This window comes from Gemmatimonadaceae bacterium, assembly GCA_019752115.1.
Classification (GTDB): Bacteria; Gemmatimonadota; Gemmatimonadetes; order Gemmatimonadales; family Gemmatimonadaceae; genus Gemmatimonas.
On sequence record JAIEMN010000002.1, the window covers coordinates 185,753 to 207,085 of the forward strand.

General features: G+C 67.8%; 15 protein-coding genes. 7 read left to right on the top strand and 8 right to left on the bottom strand.

The window, feature by feature from the left end; genetic code table 11:
* Position 1: 1 nt before the first annotated feature.
* On the bottom strand, positions 2-430 hold the full coding sequence (locus K2R93_01110) for a GntR family transcriptional regulator (protein MBY0488412.1): 429 nt from the start codon (positions 428-430) through the stop codon (positions 2-4).
* Positions 431-548: 118 nt separating this feature from the next.
* On the opposite strand from K2R93_01110, the gene K2R93_01115 reads away from it, so the two are divergent.
* Entirely contained in the window at positions 549-3,473 is a 2,925-nt protein-coding gene (locus K2R93_01115) for a prolyl oligopeptidase family serine peptidase (GenBank protein ID MBY0488413.1), read from the top strand.
* Between the two features lie 71 nt (positions 3,474-3,544).
* Here the strand turns inward: K2R93_01115 and K2R93_01120 are convergent, their stop codons facing one another.
* The 4 genes from K2R93_01120 to K2R93_01135 form a co-directional block, all read right to left on the bottom strand.
* The gene (locus K2R93_01120; protein MBY0488414.1) at positions 3,545-4,024 is read right to left on the bottom strand and encodes a hypothetical protein; all 480 of its coding nucleotides are present in this window, start codon (positions 4,022-4,024) and stop codon (positions 3,545-3,547) included.
* A gap of 73 nt (positions 4,025-4,097) precedes the next feature.
* A complete protein-coding gene (locus tag K2R93_01125) occupies positions 4,098-5,909 on the bottom strand; it encodes a hypothetical protein (GenBank protein MBY0488415.1) in 1,812 nt (603 codons plus the stop codon).
* Positions 5,910-5,970: 61 nt separating this feature from the next.
* Positions 5,971-8,826, bottom strand: coding sequence for a cyanophycin synthetase (gene cphA / locus K2R93_01130; GenBank protein MBY0488416.1), 2,856 nt, complete (start codon positions 8,824-8,826; stop codon positions 5,971-5,973).
* Positions 8,827-8,829: 3 nt separating this feature from the next.
* A complete protein-coding gene (locus K2R93_01135; protein ID MBY0488417.1) occupies positions 8,830-9,639 on the bottom strand; it encodes a cyanophycinase in 810 nt (269 codons plus the stop codon).
* A gap of 70 nt (positions 9,640-9,709) precedes the next feature.
* Here K2R93_01135 and iadA point away from each other — a divergent pair, with 70 nt between their 5' ends.
* The gene (gene iadA / locus K2R93_01140; protein ID MBY0488418.1) at positions 9,710-10,864 is read left to right on the top strand and encodes a beta-aspartyl-peptidase; all 1,155 of its coding nucleotides are present in this window, start codon (positions 9,710-9,712) and stop codon (positions 10,862-10,864) included.
* A 31-nt stretch (positions 10,865-10,895) separates the two neighbouring features.
* Here the strand turns inward: iadA and K2R93_01145 are convergent, their stop codons facing one another.
* Positions 10,896-11,561 (bottom strand): hypothetical protein, encoded by a 666-nt coding sequence (locus tag K2R93_01145; protein MBY0488419.1) that lies wholly within the window; start codon positions 11,559-11,561, stop codon positions 10,896-10,898.
* 41 nt (positions 11,562-11,602) lie between these two features.
* Positions 11,603-12,139 (bottom strand): hypothetical protein, encoded by a 537-nt coding sequence (locus K2R93_01150; GenBank protein ID MBY0488420.1) that lies wholly within the window; start codon positions 12,137-12,139, stop codon positions 11,603-11,605.
* Positions 12,140-12,279: 140 nt separating this feature from the next.
* Here K2R93_01150 and K2R93_01155 point away from each other — a divergent pair, with 140 nt between their 5' ends.
* A complete protein-coding gene (locus K2R93_01155; protein MBY0488421.1) occupies positions 12,280-15,153 on the top strand; it encodes a peptidase in 2,874 nt (957 codons plus the stop codon).
* Between the two features lie 158 nt (positions 15,154-15,311).
* Here K2R93_01155 and K2R93_01160 read toward each other — a convergent pair whose 3' ends face one another.
* Positions 15,312-17,018: an amidohydrolase gene (locus K2R93_01160; protein ID MBY0488422.1), complete on the bottom strand. Its 1,707-nt coding sequence runs from the start codon at positions 17,016-17,018 to the stop codon at positions 15,312-15,314.
* Between K2R93_01160 and K2R93_01165 the strand changes: the two genes are divergently transcribed.
* From K2R93_01165 to K2R93_01180, 4 genes are all read left to right on the top strand, one after another.
* Complete coding sequence (locus K2R93_01165) at positions 17,017-17,715, top strand: TVP38/TMEM64 family protein (protein ID MBY0488423.1); 699 nt, start codon at positions 17,017-17,019, stop codon at positions 17,713-17,715. The genes K2R93_01160 and K2R93_01165 overlap by 2 nt on opposite strands.
* Positions 17,716-17,982: 267 nt before the next feature.
* The gene (locus K2R93_01170; GenBank protein MBY0488424.1) at positions 17,983-18,705 is read left to right on the top strand and encodes an energy transducer TonB; all 723 of its coding nucleotides are present in this window, start codon (positions 17,983-17,985) and stop codon (positions 18,703-18,705) included.
* 196 nt (positions 18,706-18,901) lie between these two features.
* Positions 18,902-20,326, top strand: coding sequence for a cyanophycinase (locus K2R93_01175; protein MBY0488425.1), 1,425 nt, complete (start codon positions 18,902-18,904; stop codon positions 20,324-20,326).
* A gap of 5 nt (positions 20,327-20,331) precedes the next feature.
* Positions 20,332-21,174 (top strand): alpha/beta hydrolase, encoded by an 843-nt coding sequence (locus K2R93_01180; protein ID MBY0488426.1) that lies wholly within the window; start codon positions 20,332-20,334, stop codon positions 21,172-21,174.
* Positions 21,175-21,333: the final 159 nt, after the last annotated feature.

Below are 21,333 nucleotides of genomic sequence, written 5' to 3' on the forward strand. Positions count from 1 at the left end.
GTCACTCCAGTTCGTCCGCATCATCCGATGCGGCCCGTGAAGACGTGGATCCGCCGGACAACTCCGCCCAGCGTGCCGACACCGCATCCAGGACATCCTGCTCACGCACGCCCAGTCGGCGCGCTTCCACTACCAACTGCTCCACCTGCGTGCTGAGCAGCGCGCGCCGCTCGGCTCGCGACGACCGGGCGGCTTCCGCCACGACCGTGCCAACCCCGGGGAGCACCTGCAGCACCCCGTTGCGCACCAGCTCCTGCACCACCTTGTGGGCGGTGTTGGGATTGATCTTGAGCGCCTGACTCAGCTCCCGCACCGACGGAAAGGGCGCCCCCGGCGGCATGACGCCACTGACGACCGCCTTGGTGGCCGCGTAGACGACCTGCCGGTAGGGCGATTCGCCCGGAACGAGGGTGACCGGAAAGGGGAGCACGAGTGTACTATCTGTCCTAGTACACTAAAACGCAAGCACGGCGACCGAACCGCCCCCCGCAGCGCCGACCGCGGCCATCTCGTAGACTCCGGCGTCCCTCCTTTCCCCCGGAGTTTTCATGACCCTCCGTCTGCATCTGACGCTGACCGCCTCCGCGCTCTGCGTCCTCTCCGCGTCCTCCGCGCCCCTCGCGGCGCAAGGCGCCGCCCCGCGCCCCATCACCGCCGCCGACATCTCGGCCTGGAAGAACATTCGCAGCCAGCAGCTCTCGAACGACGGCAGCTGGTTCGCCTACATCCAGGCGCCCAATGAAGGCGACGCCGAAGTGATCGTGCGCCAGACCACGGCCGCCGGCACCGTGCGCCGTTACCCCATCGGCGAGGCGCCCGCCGCCGGTGGTGGCCCGGGCGGTGGCGGTGGTGGTGGGCTGATCCTGTCCGGCGACGGCAAGTGGGTCGCCATGCTGGTCTATCCCAAGAGCGCCGAGCAGAAGCGGATGCGGCAGCAGCGCCGCCCCGTGCAGAGCAAGGCGCTGGTGGTGAACCTCGCCACCGGAGAGCAGCGCGAGTTCGAGCGGGTGCGTCGCATCGCCTTCGGCGGCGAGAGCCCCAAGTTCCTCGGCCTGCAGCTCTATGGCGCTGACGCCCCCGGTGGTGGTGGCGGCGGCGGTGGTGCTGGCGGCCCGCAGCCCGGTGCGCCGGGGATGGGCGGCAATCCGCTCGGCGGTGGCGGCGGCCGCGTGGATGGCACCGACATGCTCCTCTACGAGCTCGGCACGTCCAATGTGTTCAATGTCGGCAACGTCGCCGACTTCGCGTTCGACGAAAAGGGTCGCTGGCTCGCGTACGCGATCGATGCGCGCGAGATGGCCGGCAACGGCGTGCAGTTGCGTGACCTCGCCAACGGCACGGTGAAGGTGATCGACGCCAGCAAGGCGCTCTACCGTCGCCTCGCGTGGAGCGATTCGCTCGATGCGTTCGCGTTCCTCAAGGGCACCGCCGATAGCGCCGGCACCGACACCACGTGGGCCGCAATTGGCGTCAGCAAGGTCGCCACGCCGGCGATGCAGCAGGTGCAGGTCGGACTCGGTGGCAAGGCCACGCTTCCCACCGGGATGGAAGTCAGCCCCGACCGCGCGCCGCGGTGGATGGAGTCGCTCGATGGCCTGGTGATTGGCCTGCGCGTCGCCACGCCGCCAGTGCCGAAGAGCGAACTGCTCGAAGACGACGAAAAGCCCACGCTCATTCTGTGGCACCACAAGGACCCGCGTCTCCAGAGCATGCAGCTCGTGCAGGAGCAGGCCGACAAGGGCTTCTCCTTCCTCGCGACCTACTTCCCGGCCACGCAGCAGGTGGTCCAGCTCACCGACGACAAGGTGCGCACCGCCACCTTCGCCGGCCGTGACAGCAAGCTTCTGGGCACGGATGTCTCGCCGTACGAACGCCAGACGAGCGTGGACGGCATTCAGCGCCGCGATGTGTACGTGATTGACGCGCGCACCGGCGAGAAGACGCTGGTCAAGAAAGAGGCGCACTCGGTCTCGCAGCTCTCGCCCGACGGGCGCACGGTGCTCTTCTGGGATGACGGCCACTGGCAGGCGTACGACGTCGCCACCAAGGTGACGACGAACATCACCAAGGCCGCACCGGTGAGCTTTGTCGACACCGAAGACGACCACAATGTCGACCGGCCGCCCACGCAGGTCATCGGCTTCAGCAAGGATGGCAAGTCGGTGTTGCTGCAGGACAACTATGACATCTGGCGGGTCGGGCTCGCCGGCGGGTCGTACCTCAACCTCACCAGCGACGGCAAGGCCAAGCGCATCCGCTACCAGCGGCGCGTGGGCTTCGACCCGCGCGAGCGCGCCATCGATCTCACCAAGCCGATGTACGTGATGGCCATGCAGGCCCGCACCAAGAAGGAAGCGATGGTGCGTGTCGATGGCGTCAAGGGTGGCGTGGTGGCCGTCAGCGGCTGGCGCGACACGCGCATCGCGCCCATGAAGGCAAAGGATGCCGAGGTGTGGGTGGCGTCCATCCAGACGTCGGCGCGCTTCCCCGATTACTGGCGCGTGGCGTTCGCAAACAACGCGCTGGCCGACTCGGTGCGCCTCTCCGATGCCAACCCCAACATGAACGGCGTGGCCTGGAGCCCCGGCTCCCGGCTGGTGGACTACGTCACCGAAAAGGGCGACTCGCTGCAGGGCGTGCTGTACCTGCCCGCGGGGTATCAGGAAGGGAAGACGTATCCGACGCTCACGTTCATCTACGAACTGCAGTCGGATGCACTCAACAGCTTCTACTCCCCGACCTTCTCGAGCTCACCGAATGCCCTGATCGGCGTGCACACCTCGCGTGGCTACGCCGTGTTCCTCCCCGACATCGTGTACAAGATCAACGATCCGGGGATGAGCGCCGTGTGGAGCGTGGTCCCGGCCGTGAAGGCCGCCATCAAGACCGGCATCGTGGATTCGGCCAACGTGGGGCTGCACGGCCACTCGTGGGGCGGTTACCAGACCAGCTTCCTCGTCACGCAGACCAACATCTTCAAGAGTGCCGTGGCCGGCGCCCCGCTCACCGACATGGTGAGCATGTACAGCTCGGTCTACTGGAACACCGGCGGCGCGAATCAGGGAATCTTCCAGAGCTCGCAGGGGCGCTTCAAGGGGAACTTCCTCGAGAACAAGGACGCCTACGAGCGCAATTCCCCCAACCGCTTTGCCGACAAGGTGAAGACACCGCTGATCATCCTGCACGACGACAAGGACGGCGCGGTGGACTTCAACCAGGGCATCACCTACTACAACACGCTGCGCCAGCTGAACAAGGATGTGATCCTGCTCGAGTACGTGGGCGAGAATCACGGCCTCGCGCAGCTCCGCAACCGCAAGGACTACAGCCAGCGCCTCATCGAATACTGGGACACATATCTCAAGGCGCAGCCGGCACCGGAGTGGCTCAAGAACGGCATTCCGCGCCTCAAGATGGATGAACACCTGCGCGAGCAGGCCAAGAAGCTGCAGCTCAAGAAGATCGCGATGTAGTCGCAGCGCCGGCATACAGAACGGCGGGGTCTGGCAAGCCAGACCCCGCCGTTTTTTGCATGCGCGTGCGGTTACTTCACCGAGAATGACTGGACCATCCCCTTTTCCGTGTGCGCCCGACCATCGCGCGTCGGGATCAGGCAGGCGAGCACATACTTACCCGGCTTGAGCCGTGCGGTGAGGAAAGCTTCCTGCTTGGGCGCAATCGTCGACGTCTGCCCGAGCGTCGTCATCCACGCGGGGATGATCCCGCCACGATGATAGGTATCGAGGAAGTCGCGCATGGTGTGATTGTCCGGCAGCTGTAACAACGTCATCGCGTGCACGTCCTCGCCGTTGTTCACGAGATTGAACGTGATCGTGCCGGCGCTCAGGACCTGCGGCAGCGCGAAGGCGTAGTCGATGCCGCTCACGGTCACGAGATCAATCTTCTGCACCGGCGCCGGCGCGGGCGGGGCCTTGGCGGGTGCGGCGGGCTTGGCCTGAGCGACCAGCAGCGTGGGGATGGCACAGCTCGCCACGATGGCGAGGCCGAGCACGAGTCGACGCATGAGACCTCCGGTGGGATGGGCGCACTGCATGGCACGCGCCACCACGATGGGGCCGGAACGTCGGGCGGTCAATTCAGATGTTCGAGGGGCGGTTGTAGGGGTTGTGCTGACCGCCGCTGGCGTCCGGAGGGAGCGGATCGCCCGCCGACCAGCCCGTCGCCTGCAACGTGGCCAGCAGTTCACGCACCTCACGCTTGCTGATATGCGTGGGTAAGACCAGCAGATCCCCCGACCGCGCCCACGTCAGCGCGTCGCGCACCGCCTGCCACTCGCTGGGCGCCTGGCGAATGTCGAGCACCGCGCCCCCTCGCTCGCGCAACGCGGTCGTCAGCACCCGAGAGACCTCGCCGAACGCGCGGCCGCGCAAGGCGTGCACCATCTCCTTCACGATGATGCAATCGAACGGCGGGCCGTCGAGCGCCGCCTGGGCAAGCTCCGTGAGCTGCGCATCATCACGGTCGCCCGCCTGTCCCAACACCAGCAGGCGTCGCGTCGCGGGCCACGTGCGCACCGTCTGGAGGAGCGCCCGCAGCCCCGCTGGATTGTGCGCGTAGTCGGTCACAATGCTGACGCCGCCGACCTGCTGGCGGTACAGTCGCCCCGCGTTGTCGAGGGGATCGGTGCCAAAGGTGTGCGCGACGCGATGCAGGGCGTCGAGCGGCGCCTGCAGCACCGCCGCCGTGAGTGTGCTCGCCAGCAGATTGGCGATGTTGTGCCCGGCCCCGCCGTCGAGCGTGAGCGGCATGTCGCGCAGATGCCCGACATCACTCCAGATGCCGTCGTGGGCCACCAGCAGGTGCCCGTCGATGGCCACGGCGCCGTCACCGAACGCGTCGACGCCCGCCTGTACCAGGTCGGAGGTGGCATCCATGCTGAACCACACCACCGGCACCTGCGCAGGCAATCGCCCTGATGTCGCGAGCGCGCGTAGCGTCTCATCGTCGGCGTTCAGAATGAGTCGCCCGGTCGCCGAGAGCGCGTACGCCACCGTGGACTTGACGTCGGCGAGATCCCGCAGCGACTGGACGCCGTAGTCGCCCAGGTGATCCAGTGAGATGTTGGTGATCACCGCCGCGTCGGCGCGATCGGCGACCAACCCACGTCGCAGCAGACCGCCACGGGCGGTCTCGAGCACGGCCGCACTCACGCGCGCATCCGCCAGCACCTGTCGCGCGCCGGCGGGTCCTGTCAGATCGCCGGCCTCAAGCGTGGTTCGACCGTCGACACTCTCCACGAAGGCGCCATCGCTGCTGCTCCACCCCACCGCATGCCCGGCGGCACGCAGCATCGCGGCGACCAGGCGCGTCGTCGTGGTCTTGCCGTTACTCCCGGTGACGAGCGCCGTCGGGACATCCGCAATCGCACGCCACACCACGGCCTCGACGCGCGGGGCATCCACCAGTGGCCACGATCGCGCGCCGCGACCACTCCCGATCGTCACCACGTCGTCATCCATGCGCGCGGAGAAGCCACGCGCACGGGCGGCCAGCACCAACTGTGAGGCCGCCGCGAGGTGCTGCTGCTCCTCGCGATACGCCTGTTGCAGACCCGCGATCACCGCCGCCTCATCCTCCGCGGCGGTGCCTTCCGCGAGCACCCACGCCTGCTCGGCAACCGTGGTCGCCGTCATCAGGCCGTCGAGCGGCGCGGAACAGAAGGCGTGCGCCTCCTTCGCGCCAACCTCACGCACGAGCACGATGCCGGTGGGCCACCCCAGGGCGCCGATGAAGCGGCGGAGGGTTTCGGGCCATCGGGCGAGCGCATCGCGCGCGGCCGCATCGGCCACGCGCAGCTCCAACAACGCACCGGCCTCGGCCGCATACCAGTTGGGGCCCAGCAGGCGTCGCGACGCCAGGATGGCCGGCGACGGATAGCTCTCGGTCATGCGCGCGTGTCGATCGCTCGACGCCCCGTCATGCACCACGCTCCAGCGTCAGGCTCCCGCGTCAGTCGCTCTGCTCCGGCGCAAGGATCACGCCCCGCCGATCCGTCAGCACCACAAAGTCATCACCGCGATCCTGCCAACGGGGCGCCGGGCGCGACGGCACGGGATGCGGACGCGCCGGTTCGTGATCTTCGGCGGGTGCCTCCTCCTGCACGGTCGCGCGTGGCACGGCCCGCGCCGCACGCACCACCGGTGGCGGTGATGCCGACATGTCGGGACGGAAGTTCACGATCTGCTTCCAGCCACGCGCCAGGGCGTCGGCAAAGATGAGGAGCAGATCACCGGGCTGGGCCATGCGCAATGCCGCGGTGATCGCCTCCTGCTCATCGACGATCATCGTGATCTGCTCCGCGCCGATGCCGTTGGCGCGCAGCCCCTCCACGAGCATGCGCGGGACTTCGTCCTCCCCACGCCCGCGCGTGGGATCGTCCCGGCGGCAGATGTAGTGATCGAAGCCCGCCTCGGCTGCCACGCGGGCGATGGCGAGAATATCCTCATCGCGACGGTCGCCGGGCGCCGACAGGACGCACAGGCGCCGACCAGCCGGGCGCATGCGGTTCACGAGTTCGCAGAGCGCACCGACGGCATGCGCATTGTGTCCGTAATCGAAGAGCACCTTGAACGGATGCTCGTCGTACACGTTCAGGCGGCCCGGCGCCTGGAAGAACGAGGTGTCGAAGGTGCGCAGGCCGTGGCGGATATCCTCGAGGCGCACGCCCATGGCGTAGGCCATCGCCGCCGCGAACATCGCGTTCTGTACATTGAAGGTCGCGCGCCCTTCAAGCGTGGCCGGAATGAGGTGGGTCCAGAGCAGCGGAATGTGCTTTTCACGATCGTAGATCGTGATCATCTGCCCGTTGATGCCGGCCTCGAGGGCTATCGCGCGGCCGCCGGCCCGAATGTGTGCGCGCACCAGCTCGTGCGCCGGGTCCATCGTCACATAGCAGAGATGCTGGGCCTTGGTGGACGCCGCCATGCGCAACGTGAGCGGATCGTCGGCGTTGAGGACGGCCGTATCGGTCGCGATCTCCACCACGGTGCGCTTCACTTCGGCGAGCTGCTCGAGCGACTCGATGCCCCTCTGCCCGAGGTGGTCCGGCTGGACGTTCAGCACGCACGCGACATCCACATGGCGCATTGCCATGCCGGCGCGCAGCAACCCACCACGCGCCGTCTCCAGCACCGCCACTTCGACCTGCGGATCCGACAGCACGATGCGCGCGCTGGTCGGGCCGGTCATGTCGCCCTCGACGGTGCGCTGGCCGTCGATGTAGATGCCGTCGGTGGTGGTGAGCCCCACGCGATGCCCGGCGAGCTTGTGGATGTGCGCGAGCAGGCGCGACGTGGTGGTCTTGCCGTTGGTGCCGGTGATCGCCGCAATCGGGATCGTGCTGGGCGCGCGATCGGGGAAGAGCATGTCGATCACCGCGGCGGCAACATCCCGCGGCTTCCCCTCCGAGGGCGCCATGTGCATGCGGAACCCGGGTGCGGCATTCACTTCGCAGATGGCGCCACCGATGTCCTTGTAGCTCTGCGTGATGTCGGGGGAGAGAAAATCCACGCCGCCCACGTCGAGCCCGATCGCCTGAATCGCCCGCACCGCCATCTCGGCATTGTCGGGGTGAATGACATCGGTCACGTCCACCGCGGTGCCGCCGGTCGAGAGATTGGCGGTGAGCCGGAGGTGCACATCCTCACCGGCCCCCGGCACACTCGCGGGCGTCAGGCCGCGCTTGGCGAGCAGGGTGAGCGCCTGCTCGTCGAGCTCCAGCTGCGTCAGTACCTTCTCATGCCCGATCCCGCGGCGGGGATCCAGGTTGGTGATCGCCACCAACTCTTCGATCGTGTGCACGCCATCGCCGGTGACCTTGCCCGGCTCGCGCTTGCTGGCGGCCACGAGCTCGCCATTCACCACGAGCAGCCGGTGATCGTGGCCGGTGATGAAGCTTTCGACGATCACGCTGCGCGAGATCTCCTGCGCACGCGCAAAGCCGGCCTGCACCTCGTCGCTCGTGGTCAACCCGACCGACACGCCACGCCCGTGATTGCCGTTGTACGGCTTCGTCACCACGGGATACCCGATGCGCTCGGCGGCCGCCACGGCACGCTCAGCCGTTTGGACCAGCCGCTGCTTCGGCACCGGCAGGCCGAGGCGCGCGAGAATGCGATTCGTTTCTTCCTTGTCGCTCGCCAGTTCGACGGCGATGTGCGGCGTGCGGCCGGTGATCGTGGCCTGAATACGCTGCTGTCGGCAGCCGTAGCCGAGCTGGATGAGGCTCTGCTCGTTGAGACGCAACCACGGGATGCCCTGCGCTTCCGCTGCGCGCACGAGGCTCGCGGTGCTCGGTCCCAGCGCGCGACGCTGCGCAAAGCGGATGAACGCCGACAGATGCTCCTGCAGGTCGAACGACGCCATGTCGGCTCCGCCCCGCAGCGCCTCGGGAAGCAGGAAGCGCAGCAGCTCCAGCGCCGCGTCGGCCGCTTCGAGTCCGACATCTTCCTGCTCGTACTCGAACACCACGTCGTAGACGCCCGACTGCGTCGTTTCGCGCGTCTTACCGAAGGTGACGTGCCCGCCGGCGGCATTCTGCAGCTCGATCGCGACGTGTTCGAGCACGTGCCCCAACCAGGTGCCCTCGCCTTCACGCATGCGCCGAATGAATCCGCCCGGCTCACCGTACGAGCATCCATGCTCGGCGAGTCCGGGCAGCGCAGCAAGCAGGCCGTCGATGAAGGAGGCGCCGAGTCGCGCGGTGGGCCAGGCTTCGAGCTCGCCAAGATCCACGACCAGGCGAATCACCGGGAAGTGGGCGTAGTGACTCGGCCCCACGAACACATTCGATTCCAGGACGCGCATGCGTTACACCTCGGACAGGATCATGGAACGCACCGCGTGCTCCGCGTGGCGGGTATGCAGGTTGAACGTGGCGCCGGCGGTCAGCAGATGGAGCTGCACCCCTTCAACGTCGATGTGCTCACCCGGCTGGGCCACCGCCACCGAGCTGTACGCGAGCTGACTCGGATCGACGATGGTGACGGCCCCGGTGCCCACGACATGGCAGGTCTCATCCGGGCCGATGAAGGCGGCCGTGTCTTCATCCACGCCCAGTCCCACACAGAACGGATTGTAGGCGATGGCCGTCAGCAGCCGCCCCAGGCGATCGCGCTGCCGAAAGTGCTGATCGACGATGATGCGGTTGGTGAGCCCCAGCCCCGCGCACAGCGACACCATACCCACGCGCGGCTTGGCGCCTTCGTCGCCCCACGCGATCATGTGTTCGCTGAGATACGCCGCCCCGGCACTCGTGCCAGCCACCGGGACCCCTTCGGCGTTGCGGATGCGCAGGAGCTTGGCCACCGGCGTGCCGCCCAGAATGCTCGAGAGCTTGAGCTGATTACCGCCGGTGAGAAAGACCCCCGTCGCGTCGCCCAGCCGCGCGAGCCAGTCGGCGTCATCGCAATCGGAGCGGTGCTGCAGATTCAGCGCATGCGCCGAGCGCACGCCGTGCCGCGCGAAAACCCGCTCGTAGTACACCCCCATGTCCGGTTCATTCGACGCGGTGGGGATGATGACGATTCGGGCGGCGGACCCACCGGCCAGTCGCACAAACTGGTCGAGGATGTCCGACGTGAAGAGCTTGCCGCCGATGGGGATGATCCAGCCGCGCATGCGAGTGGGGAAAGGGTTCGGACTCCACCGAAAGCTAACGGTTTCAGGCGCGCCCGACTAACGTCTTCGCATGCTGCTTCTTTCCAATGCACGAGTTTTTGCGCCGGAGCCGCTCGGCGTACGACATCTGCTGGTGAGCGGCGAGCGCGTGGTTGGCGTCTTCGCTGAGCGTCCAACACTCGTCGGTGTCCCCTGCACCGTGGTGGACCTCGACGGCGCCACCGTGACCCCCGGGCTGGTCGACGGGCACGCGCACCTGACCGGCGGCGGCGGTGAGGCCGGCCCCCAGACGCGCGTGCCGGCGCCCACGCTCACGCAATACACCCGGGCCGGTGTCACCTCGGTCGTGGGGGTGTTGGGCACCGACTCGATCACGCGCTCGGTGGCCGATCTGGTGACGGCGGCCCGCGGCCTGGAGGCCGAAGGGCTGTCCGCCTGGTGCCACTGCGGCGGGTACCACCTGCCCCCAGCGACCATCACCGGCAGCGTGCGCGGCGACATTACGCTCATCGATCGCATCATCGGCGTCGGGGAGGTGGCGATCAGTGACCACCGCTCGAGCCAGCCGACACTCGATGAACTGCTGCGGGTCGCCGCCGAGGCGCACGTGGGCGGCCTGATGACGGGCAAGGCGGGCGTGCTGCACCTGCATCTGGGCGACGGCCCGCGCGGCCTGGCGCTCGTGCGCGAGGCGCTCGAAGTGAGTGAGCTGCCGCCGCGTGTCTTTCATCCGACGCACGTGAATCGCCGCCGCGCGCTGTTCGACGAGGCGTTGGAGCTGGCGCGTCAGGGCGTGACGATTGACCTGAGTGCCTTCGATGTGGGCCCCGACGAAGACGGCTGGACCGCCGCCGAGGCCATTCGGCGCTACGTGGACGCCGGCCTCCCCATCGAGCGGCTCACCGTGAGCAGCGATAGTGGCGGCTGCCTGCCGCACTTCGACGCCGATGGCCGCGTGGACCGCATGGGCGTGGGCAATGCGTTCGGGCTCTGGCAGGCGGTGCAGACGTGTGTGGCGGCCGGTCTGCCGCTGGACGCGGTGCTGCCGGCCTTCACGCAGACGCCCGCGTCGCTGTTGCGACTGCCGCGCAAGGGGCGCATCGCCGAGGGCGCGGACGCGGATTTCCTCGTGCTCGATGCGGCGTTGCAGATCCGCGCCGTGATGGCGCGCGGACGCTGGCTCGTCGAGAACGGCGAGCCCGTGGTGCGCGGGACCTTCGAGTAGTCGAGCGGCGTCGTGGCGACCGGCTGGCGGCTTACGCCGGCAGCGCCGCCACGACCTTCGCGAGCGGCACGCCCACGCACATGGCCGCGAGCGCGGCAGCGAGGGCGGTTTGCGGTGCCATGTGCGGCGGCAGCTTGGCCACACTCCCCGCGTCACACCACGCACTGTCGCGCGCGACCATCAGGCGGCCGTCGGCGATCGTCGCGCCATCGCCCCATGACGCCACCCCATCGAGTACCGCGCCGTTTTCGGGATTGGCGCTGTACCAGATCACTGGCGTATCAAGCAGCCGCGCGAAGCTCACCAGCGCCGGCACATCGGCGTTGAGCACCAGCCGGCCATTCGGTCCGACCGTGTGCGCCGCGACGAGCAGGGCATCGACATCATCGGTCGGCACGCTGGCCATCACCACGACGTCGGCACGGGTGACCGGCATCTCATACGAGGCGATCGCATCGGCCGAGAGCTTGAAGACCAGCGCGCCGACCTCGCGATCCTGCATCAGATCGCGCATATCCTCGGCCCGACTGGCAAACGCGGCACCAACCCCGGCCGCGCGCAACAGGACCGTCACCAGCGTGCCGATTTCGCGGGCACTGGGCTCACCAAGGGTGAGCACCGTGGGCACTTCGAGCTGCGGAGGGGCGACCGGGGCAGGCGCGGCCGCTGGCGGAACAGCCAGGTTGGCGGGGTTCATGCCCCACCAACGCTGGCCGGTCTGGACTGGATCCCGAAATCTTACTTCTTCGGGGCCATTCCCTTCATATCCATGCCGCCGCACCCCATTTCCAGGACTTCGAACTTGTCGTGGAGCGCCTTGAGGGCCGCCTTGAGGTCGGCATCGGACGTCTTGCCTGCGGCCAGCGCGGCGGCCTTTTCCGTCTCGGCCGGGAGCGCCTTCTGGGCGGCGGCGATTTCCGCCTTCCCGCCGCACGAGGCCGGCGCCTTCGAGGCGGCGACCGTCTTGGCGGCCGCGACCATCTCAGCCGCCTTGGCGCGGAACGGCGCCAGGTTGCTGCTGTCCTTGGCGGGGTGCCAGGTGGCCATCATGAGCTGGTGGTAGGCGTCGAGCTCCTTCCAGCTCTCCCCCTTCTGCCCCTTCATCATCTGCTCGTGCATGGCGGCGTGATCCATGCCGCCCATCTTGCTGTGATCCATGCCAGCCATACCGGCCATGCCACTCTTGGCCGTGTCCTTGGGCGCCGGCTTCTGGGCCGCGAGCGGCGCCGCCATTAAGAGGGCGCCCATCAGGGCGCCGGTGCAGAAACGCTGCATTGAGAACACTCCGGGTTCGGGACGGGAACCGGCCACCGGGCCGGGTTCGGGAAAGCTCATACCCCAGCGGGGGCCAGACAATACAGGCGCTCCCTGGGGTGTCCGCCGCTCTGGCCCAACGCCCCCCCTGCGCCCATCGTATGCTCGGTGTCCCGGCCCCTCCGGGCATTCCGGGCGACCCCTCCGCGGCTCGTCCCCTGCCACATCCACCAGTCCCCCGCATGCCACGCCTCGGTCGTGCTACCCGGCTGTCTGCTGCGATTCTGTTCGCCGCCGCCACGCCGTTTGCGCTCCAAGCGCAGCGCCTGACGTCACCGAAGGAGTTCTTCGGCCATGACATCGGCGCCGACTACCAGCTCCCCAACTACACCAAGCTCCACGAGTACTTCGTCACCATCGCCAAGCAGAGCCCCCGTGTGAAGCTCGATACGATCGGGCGCACGGAAGAGGGGCGGCCGCAGATCATGGCGATCGTCTCGAGCCCTGAGAATCTCAAGAATCTCGCGAAGTACAAGGAGATCTCGCGCAAGCTCGCGCTCGGCGAGGGCATCGACTCGGCGGAAGCCGCGCGCCTCGCCAAGGAAGGCAAGGTGGTCTTCTGGATCGACGGCGGGCTGCACGCAACCGAAGTGCTTGGCGCGCAGCAGCTCATCGAATCGTTCTGGCAGCTCAACAGCCGTAACGACGACGAAACCAAGCGCATTCTGGACGATTGCATCATCCTCATGGTGCACGCCAATCCGGACGGCATGGAGCTCGTCTCGAACTGGTACATGCAGGAGCAGGATCCGAAGCGCCGCAACATGAACATTCCGCGGCTCTACGAGAAGTACGCCGGGCACGACAACAACCGTGACGCGTACATGAATGCCCTCGCCGAGACGCAGAACATGTCGAAGGCGATGTTCATCGACTGGCATCCGCAGATCATGTACAATCATCACCAGACCGGCCCGACCGGCACGGTGATGGCCGCGCCGCCGTATCGCGATCCGGCCAACTACTGGTTCCACCCGGCCATGATCACGGGGCTCGATCTCGTCGGCGCCGCGCTCAACCATCGCTTCGTGCTCGAGCACAAGCCGGGGCTCACCTTCCGCGCCGGCTCGAACTACAGCACGTGGTGGAACGGCGGGCTGCGCACGGTGGGCTACTTCCACAACATGATCGGCATCCTCACCGAAACGATCGGCAACCCGACGCCGATGCGCGTCTCGCTGGTGCCGGAGCGTCAGCTCCGCTCGGCAGGGCTGCCGCTGCCGGTGGAGCCGCAGGAATGGCACTTCCGCCAGTCCATCGACTACTCGGTGTCGGCGAACTACGCGTTCCTCGACATGGCGTCGCGCTACCGCGAAGAGTTTCTGTTCAACCGCTGGGTGATGGCGACCGATGCCATCAAGGCCGGCCAGAAGGACAACTGGACGATCTCGCCCAAGCGGGTGGACGCGATGATCGCGAAGATCACCGCCGACCGTGGCGCCGCGCAGGGTGAAGCCGCCGCGGGTGGCCGTCGCGGTGGCGGTGGCCCGGTGAACATTGCCAGCGCGGTCGCCAACGACCGCTACATGGCGGAACTGCGCAAGCCGGAGAACCGCGATCCGCGCGCGTACATCCTGAGCAGTGCACAGAACGACTTCGCCACGGCGACCAAGTTCATTCGCGCCCTGCAGTACTCGGGCATCAAGGTGCAGCGTGCGACCGCTGCGTTCACCGCGAACGGCAAGCAGTTTCCCGCTGGCTCGTGGGTGGTGCCCACCGGCCAGGCGTTCCGTGCGCATGTGCTCGACATGTTCGAGCCGCAGGATCACCCGAATGACTTCCGCTATCCGGGTGGTCCGCCGATCCCGCCGTACGACAACGCCGGCTGGACGCTCGCCTACCAGATGGACGTGAAGTTCGAGCGCGTGCTCGACGGCCTGAATGGCCCATTCGAAGACGTGAAGGGGATCACGCCGATGGTCGCGGGCACCGTGGCCAAGGGCAAGGCCGGGTACTACATCCACCCCGAAGTGAACGACGCGGCCACGGTGGCCAATCGTCTCGCCAAGGTGAACGTGAAGGCGTCGCGTGTGCCGACCGGCTTCAAGGATGGCAGCACGACATGGCCCGCCGGCACCTGGTTCATCCCCGCGGGTGGCAAGGGTGACGCAGTGGTCGCGCAGGCCGCCAAGGACCTCGGCGTGAACTTCGCGGCGGCCAACAGCAAGCCGGGCACGGCGCAGCCAGTGCAGCCGCTGCGCATCGGCCTCGTTGATCGGTACGGCGGCAACATGCCGAGCGGCTGGACGCGTCTGATCCTCGAGAAGTTCGAGTATCCGTTCACGGTCGTGTACCCGCAGGAGCTCGACGCCGGCAACCTGAAGGCGAAGTACGACGTGCTGGTGTTCACCGACGGCATGTTCACCGATCGCGCCGGTCCGGGTGCGGGCTTCGGCGGTTCGCCCGACACCACGCTCATCCCGGCGGAGCTGCGCAAGCAGATCGGTCGCGTGAGCGCCGAGAAGTCGGTGCCGGCCGTGAAGGCGTTCGTGGAAGCGGGTGGTCGCGTGGTCGCGATCGGTTCGTCGATCGGCCTCGGCAAGGCGATGGGGCTCCCGATCGACAACTACATGGCCGACGCCAACGGCCGCGCGTATCCGGGCGAGAAGTACTACATCCCCGGTTCGCTGCTCGAAGTGAAGCTCGACACGAGTGCCACGATCGCCACCGGCATGAACCCGCGCCCGGTCGTGATGTTCGATGCGAGCCCGGTCATGAAGCTCGGCCCCGATGCGGCAGCCAAGGGCGTTCGCGCGCTCGCCACCTTCGACAATAAGACGCCGCTCCGCTCCGGCTGGGCCTGGGGTCAGGACCTGCTCGAGGGCGGCACCGCGATGGCCGAAGCCACCATCGGTAAGGGCACGCTCTGGATGTTCGGGCCTGAAATCCTGTTCCGGTCGCAGCCGCATGGGACGTACAAGCTGTTCCTCAATGCGCTGGATGGTGGGTTTGAGAAGCCCAAGAAGGCGATGTAAGGAAGGCGTCTGTTTCGATTGAGAGGCGAGAGGCGAGTAGGAGTTGGAGCCTTGAGCCGTGAGTGACGAGGGGCCGGGCGACGACAGTCGACCGGCCCCTTCCACTTCCCTCTCACACTCCCACTCCGACTCGCCTCTCGCCTCTCAAGGCAACCCAATCACTTCCGCTCAAACACGACTTTCCCCCCCACGATCGTCACCCGCACCCGCGCCTGATCGATCTCCTCCGCCTTGCTCGTCGACAGGTCGCGATCGAGCACCACGAGGTCCGCGAGGCGACCCGGCGCGATGATGCCGAGTTGCGTGTCCTGGAATCCGGCGTAGGCGGAGCCCTTCGTGTAGGCGGTGAGCGCCTGCTCCAGCGTGATGCGCTGCTCGGGCACCCAGCCACCGGGGTTCGCGCCGTCGAGGGTTCGGCGCGTCATCGCCGCCTTGATCCCTTCGAGCGGGGTGGGCGGCGCCACGAACCAGTCACTGCCGAAGGCGAGCGCCGCCTTGGCATCGAGCAGCGACTTCCATGCGTACGAGCCCTTCGCGCGATCGGCGCCGATGACGCGATCAGCCCAGCGGCCGTCGTCGGCCGCATGGTACGGCTGCATGCTGGCAATCACCCCGATCTGCGCGAAGCGGGCGATATCCTCGGGCGCGATGTGCTGCGCGTGCTCAATGCGAAAGCGACGGTCGCGCGGGCCGTTCTCCTTCGTCACGCGGTCGAAGATGTCGAGCTGCGTGCGAATGGCGCGGTCGCCGATTGCGTGCACCATCACCTGCAGCCCAGCGGCATCGGCAGCCTTCGTCCACGCATACAGACTGTCGGGCGGCGTCACGAAGAGGCCGGTATCCTGCGGCGCGTCGCTGAAGGGGGCGAGCATGGCGGCCGTGTGCGAGCCGAGCGAACCATCCACGAAACCCTTGAGCCCACCGATGCGCAGCCAGCTGTCGCCGTTGCCGCGCGCCTTCACGGTATCGCGCAGTGCGGCCCATTGCGCGAGCGGCACCTGGGCCACGATGCGCGTGATCAGCCGGTTCGCCGATGCGGCCCGACGGAAGATGGCGTGGTGCGCCATCTCACCCATGTGATGCACACTCGTCACGCCATTCGAGGCGACATAGTGCATCGCCGAGTCGAGGGCGACATCGGCCTCCGCGTCCGAGCGCGGCGGCTGCACGGCGTCCACCAGGCTCATCGCGTTGTCCTTGAGCACCCCCGTGGGGTTGCCCTTCGCGTCGCGCACGATGGTGCCGCCGGCCACGTCCTTGGTCGTGCGATCGACATGCGCGGCCGCCAGCGCCAGCGCATTCGCCAGATTCATGTGCCCATCCAGGCGATTGATCCACACCGGATTGTTGGGCGTCACCGAATCGATCCACTCGTGCGTCGGGAGTTCGCCGCCCCAGTTGGTGTGATCCCAGTCGCCGTTGCGGATCCACGCGCCCGCGGGGGCGGTCTTCGCGAACTCGGCAATGCGCCGGATGAATTCCTCCTTGGTCTTGGCGTCGCGCAGCTTGACCGAGGCCAGCGCGAAACCGCCATCGAGGAAATGCACGTGACTATCGATGAAGCCGGGCGTGACCATGGCGCCCGCCGCATCGATCACACGGGCTTCGCCGGTCATTCGGCGGATCTCGTCGCTCGTGCCCACGGCCACGATCTCGTGGTCCGCGACCGCGACGGCCTCGGCCCACGGCTTGGCACTGTCGCCGGTCCAGACATGGCCGTTCACGATGGCGAGCGTGACCGTCTTGGCGGTGCGGTCGGCGCAGGCCGCGAGCAGCACGGCGGTTCCGGCCAGGGCCACGACACGGCCCAGACGCCGCCGGGGTGCTGAAATGGGAGAAGGAGTCATGCGTCTATATTGCGTCATGGCCCGGACCCTTCGCGAGCAGCTCACCACGGTGGCCAAGCTGGCCAGCCTTGCCCTCCCCATCGCCCTCGGTGTCGGGGTGGGCCAATTGGCGTCGCCCTACCTGCCCGGCTTCTCGGCGTGGGTCCACAGCCTCGGCGCCTTTGCCCCCATCGCGTTCGTGCTGGGCTACGTCCTGGTAACGATCTGCATGATGCCGGCCTTTCTGCTCACCATGGCCGGCGGCGCGGTGTTCGGGGTCCTGCAGGGGACGATCCTCGTCTTCATTGGCTCCACGATCGGCGCCGTGATCGCCTTCACCCTCGGCCGCACCATCCTGCGGGAGCGCGTGGCGCAGCAAGTCCAGCGCAACGCCACCCTCACCGTGATCGACCGCGTGATCGGCGAGGACGGGCTCAAGCTGATGTTCCTCATTCGCCTGTCGGGGATGGCGCCCTTCGTGCTCACGAACTACGCGCTGGGCGTCACGACCGTGCGGCTCCGCGACTTCGTGCTCGCCATGTTCGGCATGATCCCCACCATGTTCGCCTTCGCCGCCTTCGGCCATGCCGGCGTGCAGACGGGCGCCGAGAAGCCCACCTGGCTCCTCGGACTCGGCATCGCCGCGACGGTGATGCTGACGGTGACGATCACCCGCATCGCGCAGCGGGCGATCCGGGAGGCGGAAGCACGCAAGGGGATGGCGGCGCTGGGCTGAGGTGGTGGGTTGGGGTCGTCTCTGAGAACCGAGAGCCGAGCCGTGAGCAGCGAGCGAGGAGTGGTGAGACTCACGTCTCCGATCTCGTATCTCGATGCCCAAGGCTCAGCTCTCAGTTCTCAAAGGAAATCCCAACCACCTTCATCTTCCCCTAACCTGCCCCTCACCAACACCTCACGCCCGCGAAAGCCGCCGTTCACGAAGGCCTAACCGCTCCCTAAGCCGTCGGTTGCATGCTGCCTCCACACCCATATCCGGAGGCGATCCATGCTGCAGCACTTGCCCGAATCGCGCGCGCACCGCGCGCGACGCCCTGGTGGAACGGCGGTCTCCATTCTGTTGCACACGTTGGTCGTCGCTGCGCTCGTGCGCGCTACGGCGAACGCCACGGTGGCGCGCTTCGAGAAGCCCGAGGAAGTGCCGCTCACGATCACCGCGATCGAGACACCGCCACCACCATCGCCGCCGATTGGCGAACAGGCGCTGCGTGATCTGCGCGCACAGCAGGCGCCGGACATCGCCGTCCCGGCGCTGGTGCCGCCGATCAACATCCCCACGGTGCTCCCTAATATCGATTATGCCCGGTCGCCCATCGCGCTCGAGGACTTCGAACGCGGCGGGCGCCGCCAACCCGGAGGCGCGCCGGGCGGTGTCCCCGGTGGCACGGGGCGCGGGCTCGGCGGCGAGGCGGTCTACAATGAGTGGGAAGTCGAGCGGATGGCGGCAGCCGTGCCCGGGGGCCGCGGGCCGGAGTATCCGTCGCTGCTCCGCGACGCCGGCGTGGAAGGGCTCGTGGTGGTGCAGTTCGTCGTCGACACGCTCGGCCGCGCCGACCTGAACAGCCTCACCGTCGTGCGCAGCGACCACGCGTTCTTCACCACCGCCGTAAAGCGCGCGTTGGCCGGGATGCGCTTCCTCCCCGCCGAGGTCGGCGGCCGCAAGGTGCCGCAGCGAGTGGTGCAGCCGTTTCAGTTCCGCTTGGATCGTTGAGAGCGCGAACGGCGAGGGGTGAGCGGAACTGATCGCATCCGAGTCGTCCGAGGTATCCAAGCCACCCAAGCAACTCGGATGGCTCGGGTTTCCTTGGACGCCTTGGATGCACTCAGTTCAACACGAGAGCGGCACCAAGAACGCAGCGGGAACGCCCCGAAACACGTATCGTAGGGCGACTCCAACCAGCTGCCCTATGCGAATTCAGCTCGCTCTGCTCCTGCCAGTCTGTGCACTTGCCGCCTGCGCGCGCGGTACCCCGTCGAATGCGCCGTCGCCCGGTGGTGCGCCGCAAGTGGGGCCGGCCAAGGGGACCATCATGGTCGTGGGCGGCGGCGCCCAGGGCCCGGAGACGTGGGCCACGTTCATTGCGGCCGCCGGCGGGCCGGACGCGCTCATTGTCGATGTGCCCACCGCCGGTGGTGACTCCATCGATCTCACGACCGCCGGCAAGATGCTGCGCGATGCGGGCGCCCGGAATGTGGTCGTGTACCACACCAAGGATCGCAAGCAAGCCGATGATCCCGCGTTCGTGGCGAAGATCGCCAACGCCAAGGGGATCTGGTTCGACGGCGGGCGGCACTATCGCCTGGTGGACAGCTACATGGGCACGCGCAGCCAGCAGGCGTTCGAAGCGGTGCTTGCGCGTGGCGGCGTCATCGCCGGCACCAGCGCCGGCGCGTCCATTCAGGGCGACTATCTCGTGCGTGGCGCGCCGTCGAACAACAACAACATCATGAACCACCCGCAGTACCTGAAGGGCTTCGCGTACCTCAGGAACACGGCGATCGACCAGCACGTCGTGGCCCGTGAGCGTCTCCCCGACCTCTACGACTCGCTCACGATCACGCGCAAGGACCTGCTCGCGATCTCGGAAGACGAAGGCACGGTGTGGGTGGTGAAGGGCGATACGGCCGAGATCATCGGGCGCAACAAGGCGTTCGTGTACAACGGACGCGATGCGAACGATGCCGGGCGGCCCTTTCTCACGTTGCATCCGGGCGATCGCTACAACCTCGGGGCGCGGCGCGTGATGTCACGCGCGGCGGATGGCACGAAGCTCACGCGGGCCGCGGTCGATCAGATCTTTGCGCCGTACACCAACGCCACAAAGGGTGGTGCGACGGTGGTGGTGGCGCGCGCCGGGAAGGTGCTGGTGAACACGGCGTACGGTGTGCCCGCGCAGCGGCGCTACATGCCGGAAACGGCGATGCCCAACTTTCCGCTCGGTGGTCTGGGCGGCGTGCTGGCCGCGTCGCTCAATGGCGCGCCCACCGGTGCGGCGCTGCGGCGCGTGCTCACGATCGGCGGCGCGCAGCGGCTGCAATACGACAGCACAGCCAAGGTCTGGAAGGGGAGCGTGGACGATCTCTATCGCTTTGAGCAGGGCCGCTTCGTCGTCGCGCCCGGCGCGCGCGATACGAACACGGTGCCGAGCGTGTTCACGCGCGATCTCGACCACGGCACGCCGCGCTTCGCGGTCTATGGCACCACCGACGGCAAGCAGGCCGCGTGGGTGCGCTACCCCGAGCAGCGCACCGTCATCCTGATCCTCACCGGTGACCCGAACGCCGATGCCAAGGGCATGGCGCAGCAGTTGGCGAACGCGCTGCTGTTCTGAGCAGGATGATCGACATCAGCATTGCCGGCGGCGACCTGTCGTTGGCCGCCTCGCTGTTTGGCGACGCCAGTGGCCCGCCGCTGCTCTTCCTGCATGGCATCGGCAACGCCCGCGACACCTGGTTCGACTGGGCGATGGGGCTCGCGCCGCGGCATCGCGTGCTCACACTCGACTTCCGCGGGCACGGCCATTCGGCGCGCGCCGCGCGCTATCATCTGGCCGACTATGTGCGCGACGCCGAAGCCGCGCTGGCGTGGCTGGGGGAACCGACACGGGTGGTGGGTCACTCGCTCGGCGGCACCGTGGCCGGGCGGCTCGCGCAGCGCGGACACCCGCTGGTGCAGGCGGCGCTGCTGGTCGATCCGGCGTGGTTCTTCGGCGTGCCCGACGAGTTCGCCCGGTCGGTCTACCCGCGTCGCTTCGCGCTGCTGCAGGGGACGATTGCCCGCCTCCGCGCGGCGGACGCGCCCCACGCCGTGTGGGTGGAGACGGTCGGCCAGTCGCCCCATCCGTGGGGTGGCGTTTTTGCCGACCACACCCCGTCCCGCCTCATCGCCGCGCACGCCTCCGCGCTGCAACGCCAGGACGTCGCCTGCTGGCAGACGCCCGTCTCCGACGCGTTCGGGGGCTTCGACCCGCTCGAGCCGTTCCGCTGCCCCACCACGGTGATTCACGCCGACGACCGCTACGGCGCCGCCCTCCTGGCCGACCAGGCCGCCCGCGTGGCCGCCGTGAACCCGGGGGCCTCGATGCACTTCTATGAAGGGAGCGACCACTTCCCCCACCGGAGCCACCGGTTCGCGGAGCGGTTCGGGGACGACCTGAGTCGCTGGGCGGCGGCGCTCTGACGGCCTCGGACGTCTGATCACCACCTGCGGCGCGCAGCAAGCCGGTGCCCCCGGCAAGCCGACCCCCACCTCCGAGCCTGATCCCGATTCCGAATGTCCATAGTGGTCCGTAGACCAACGTCCGACAGCTGATCCAAAGGTCGGTAGTCAGCGCCTTCC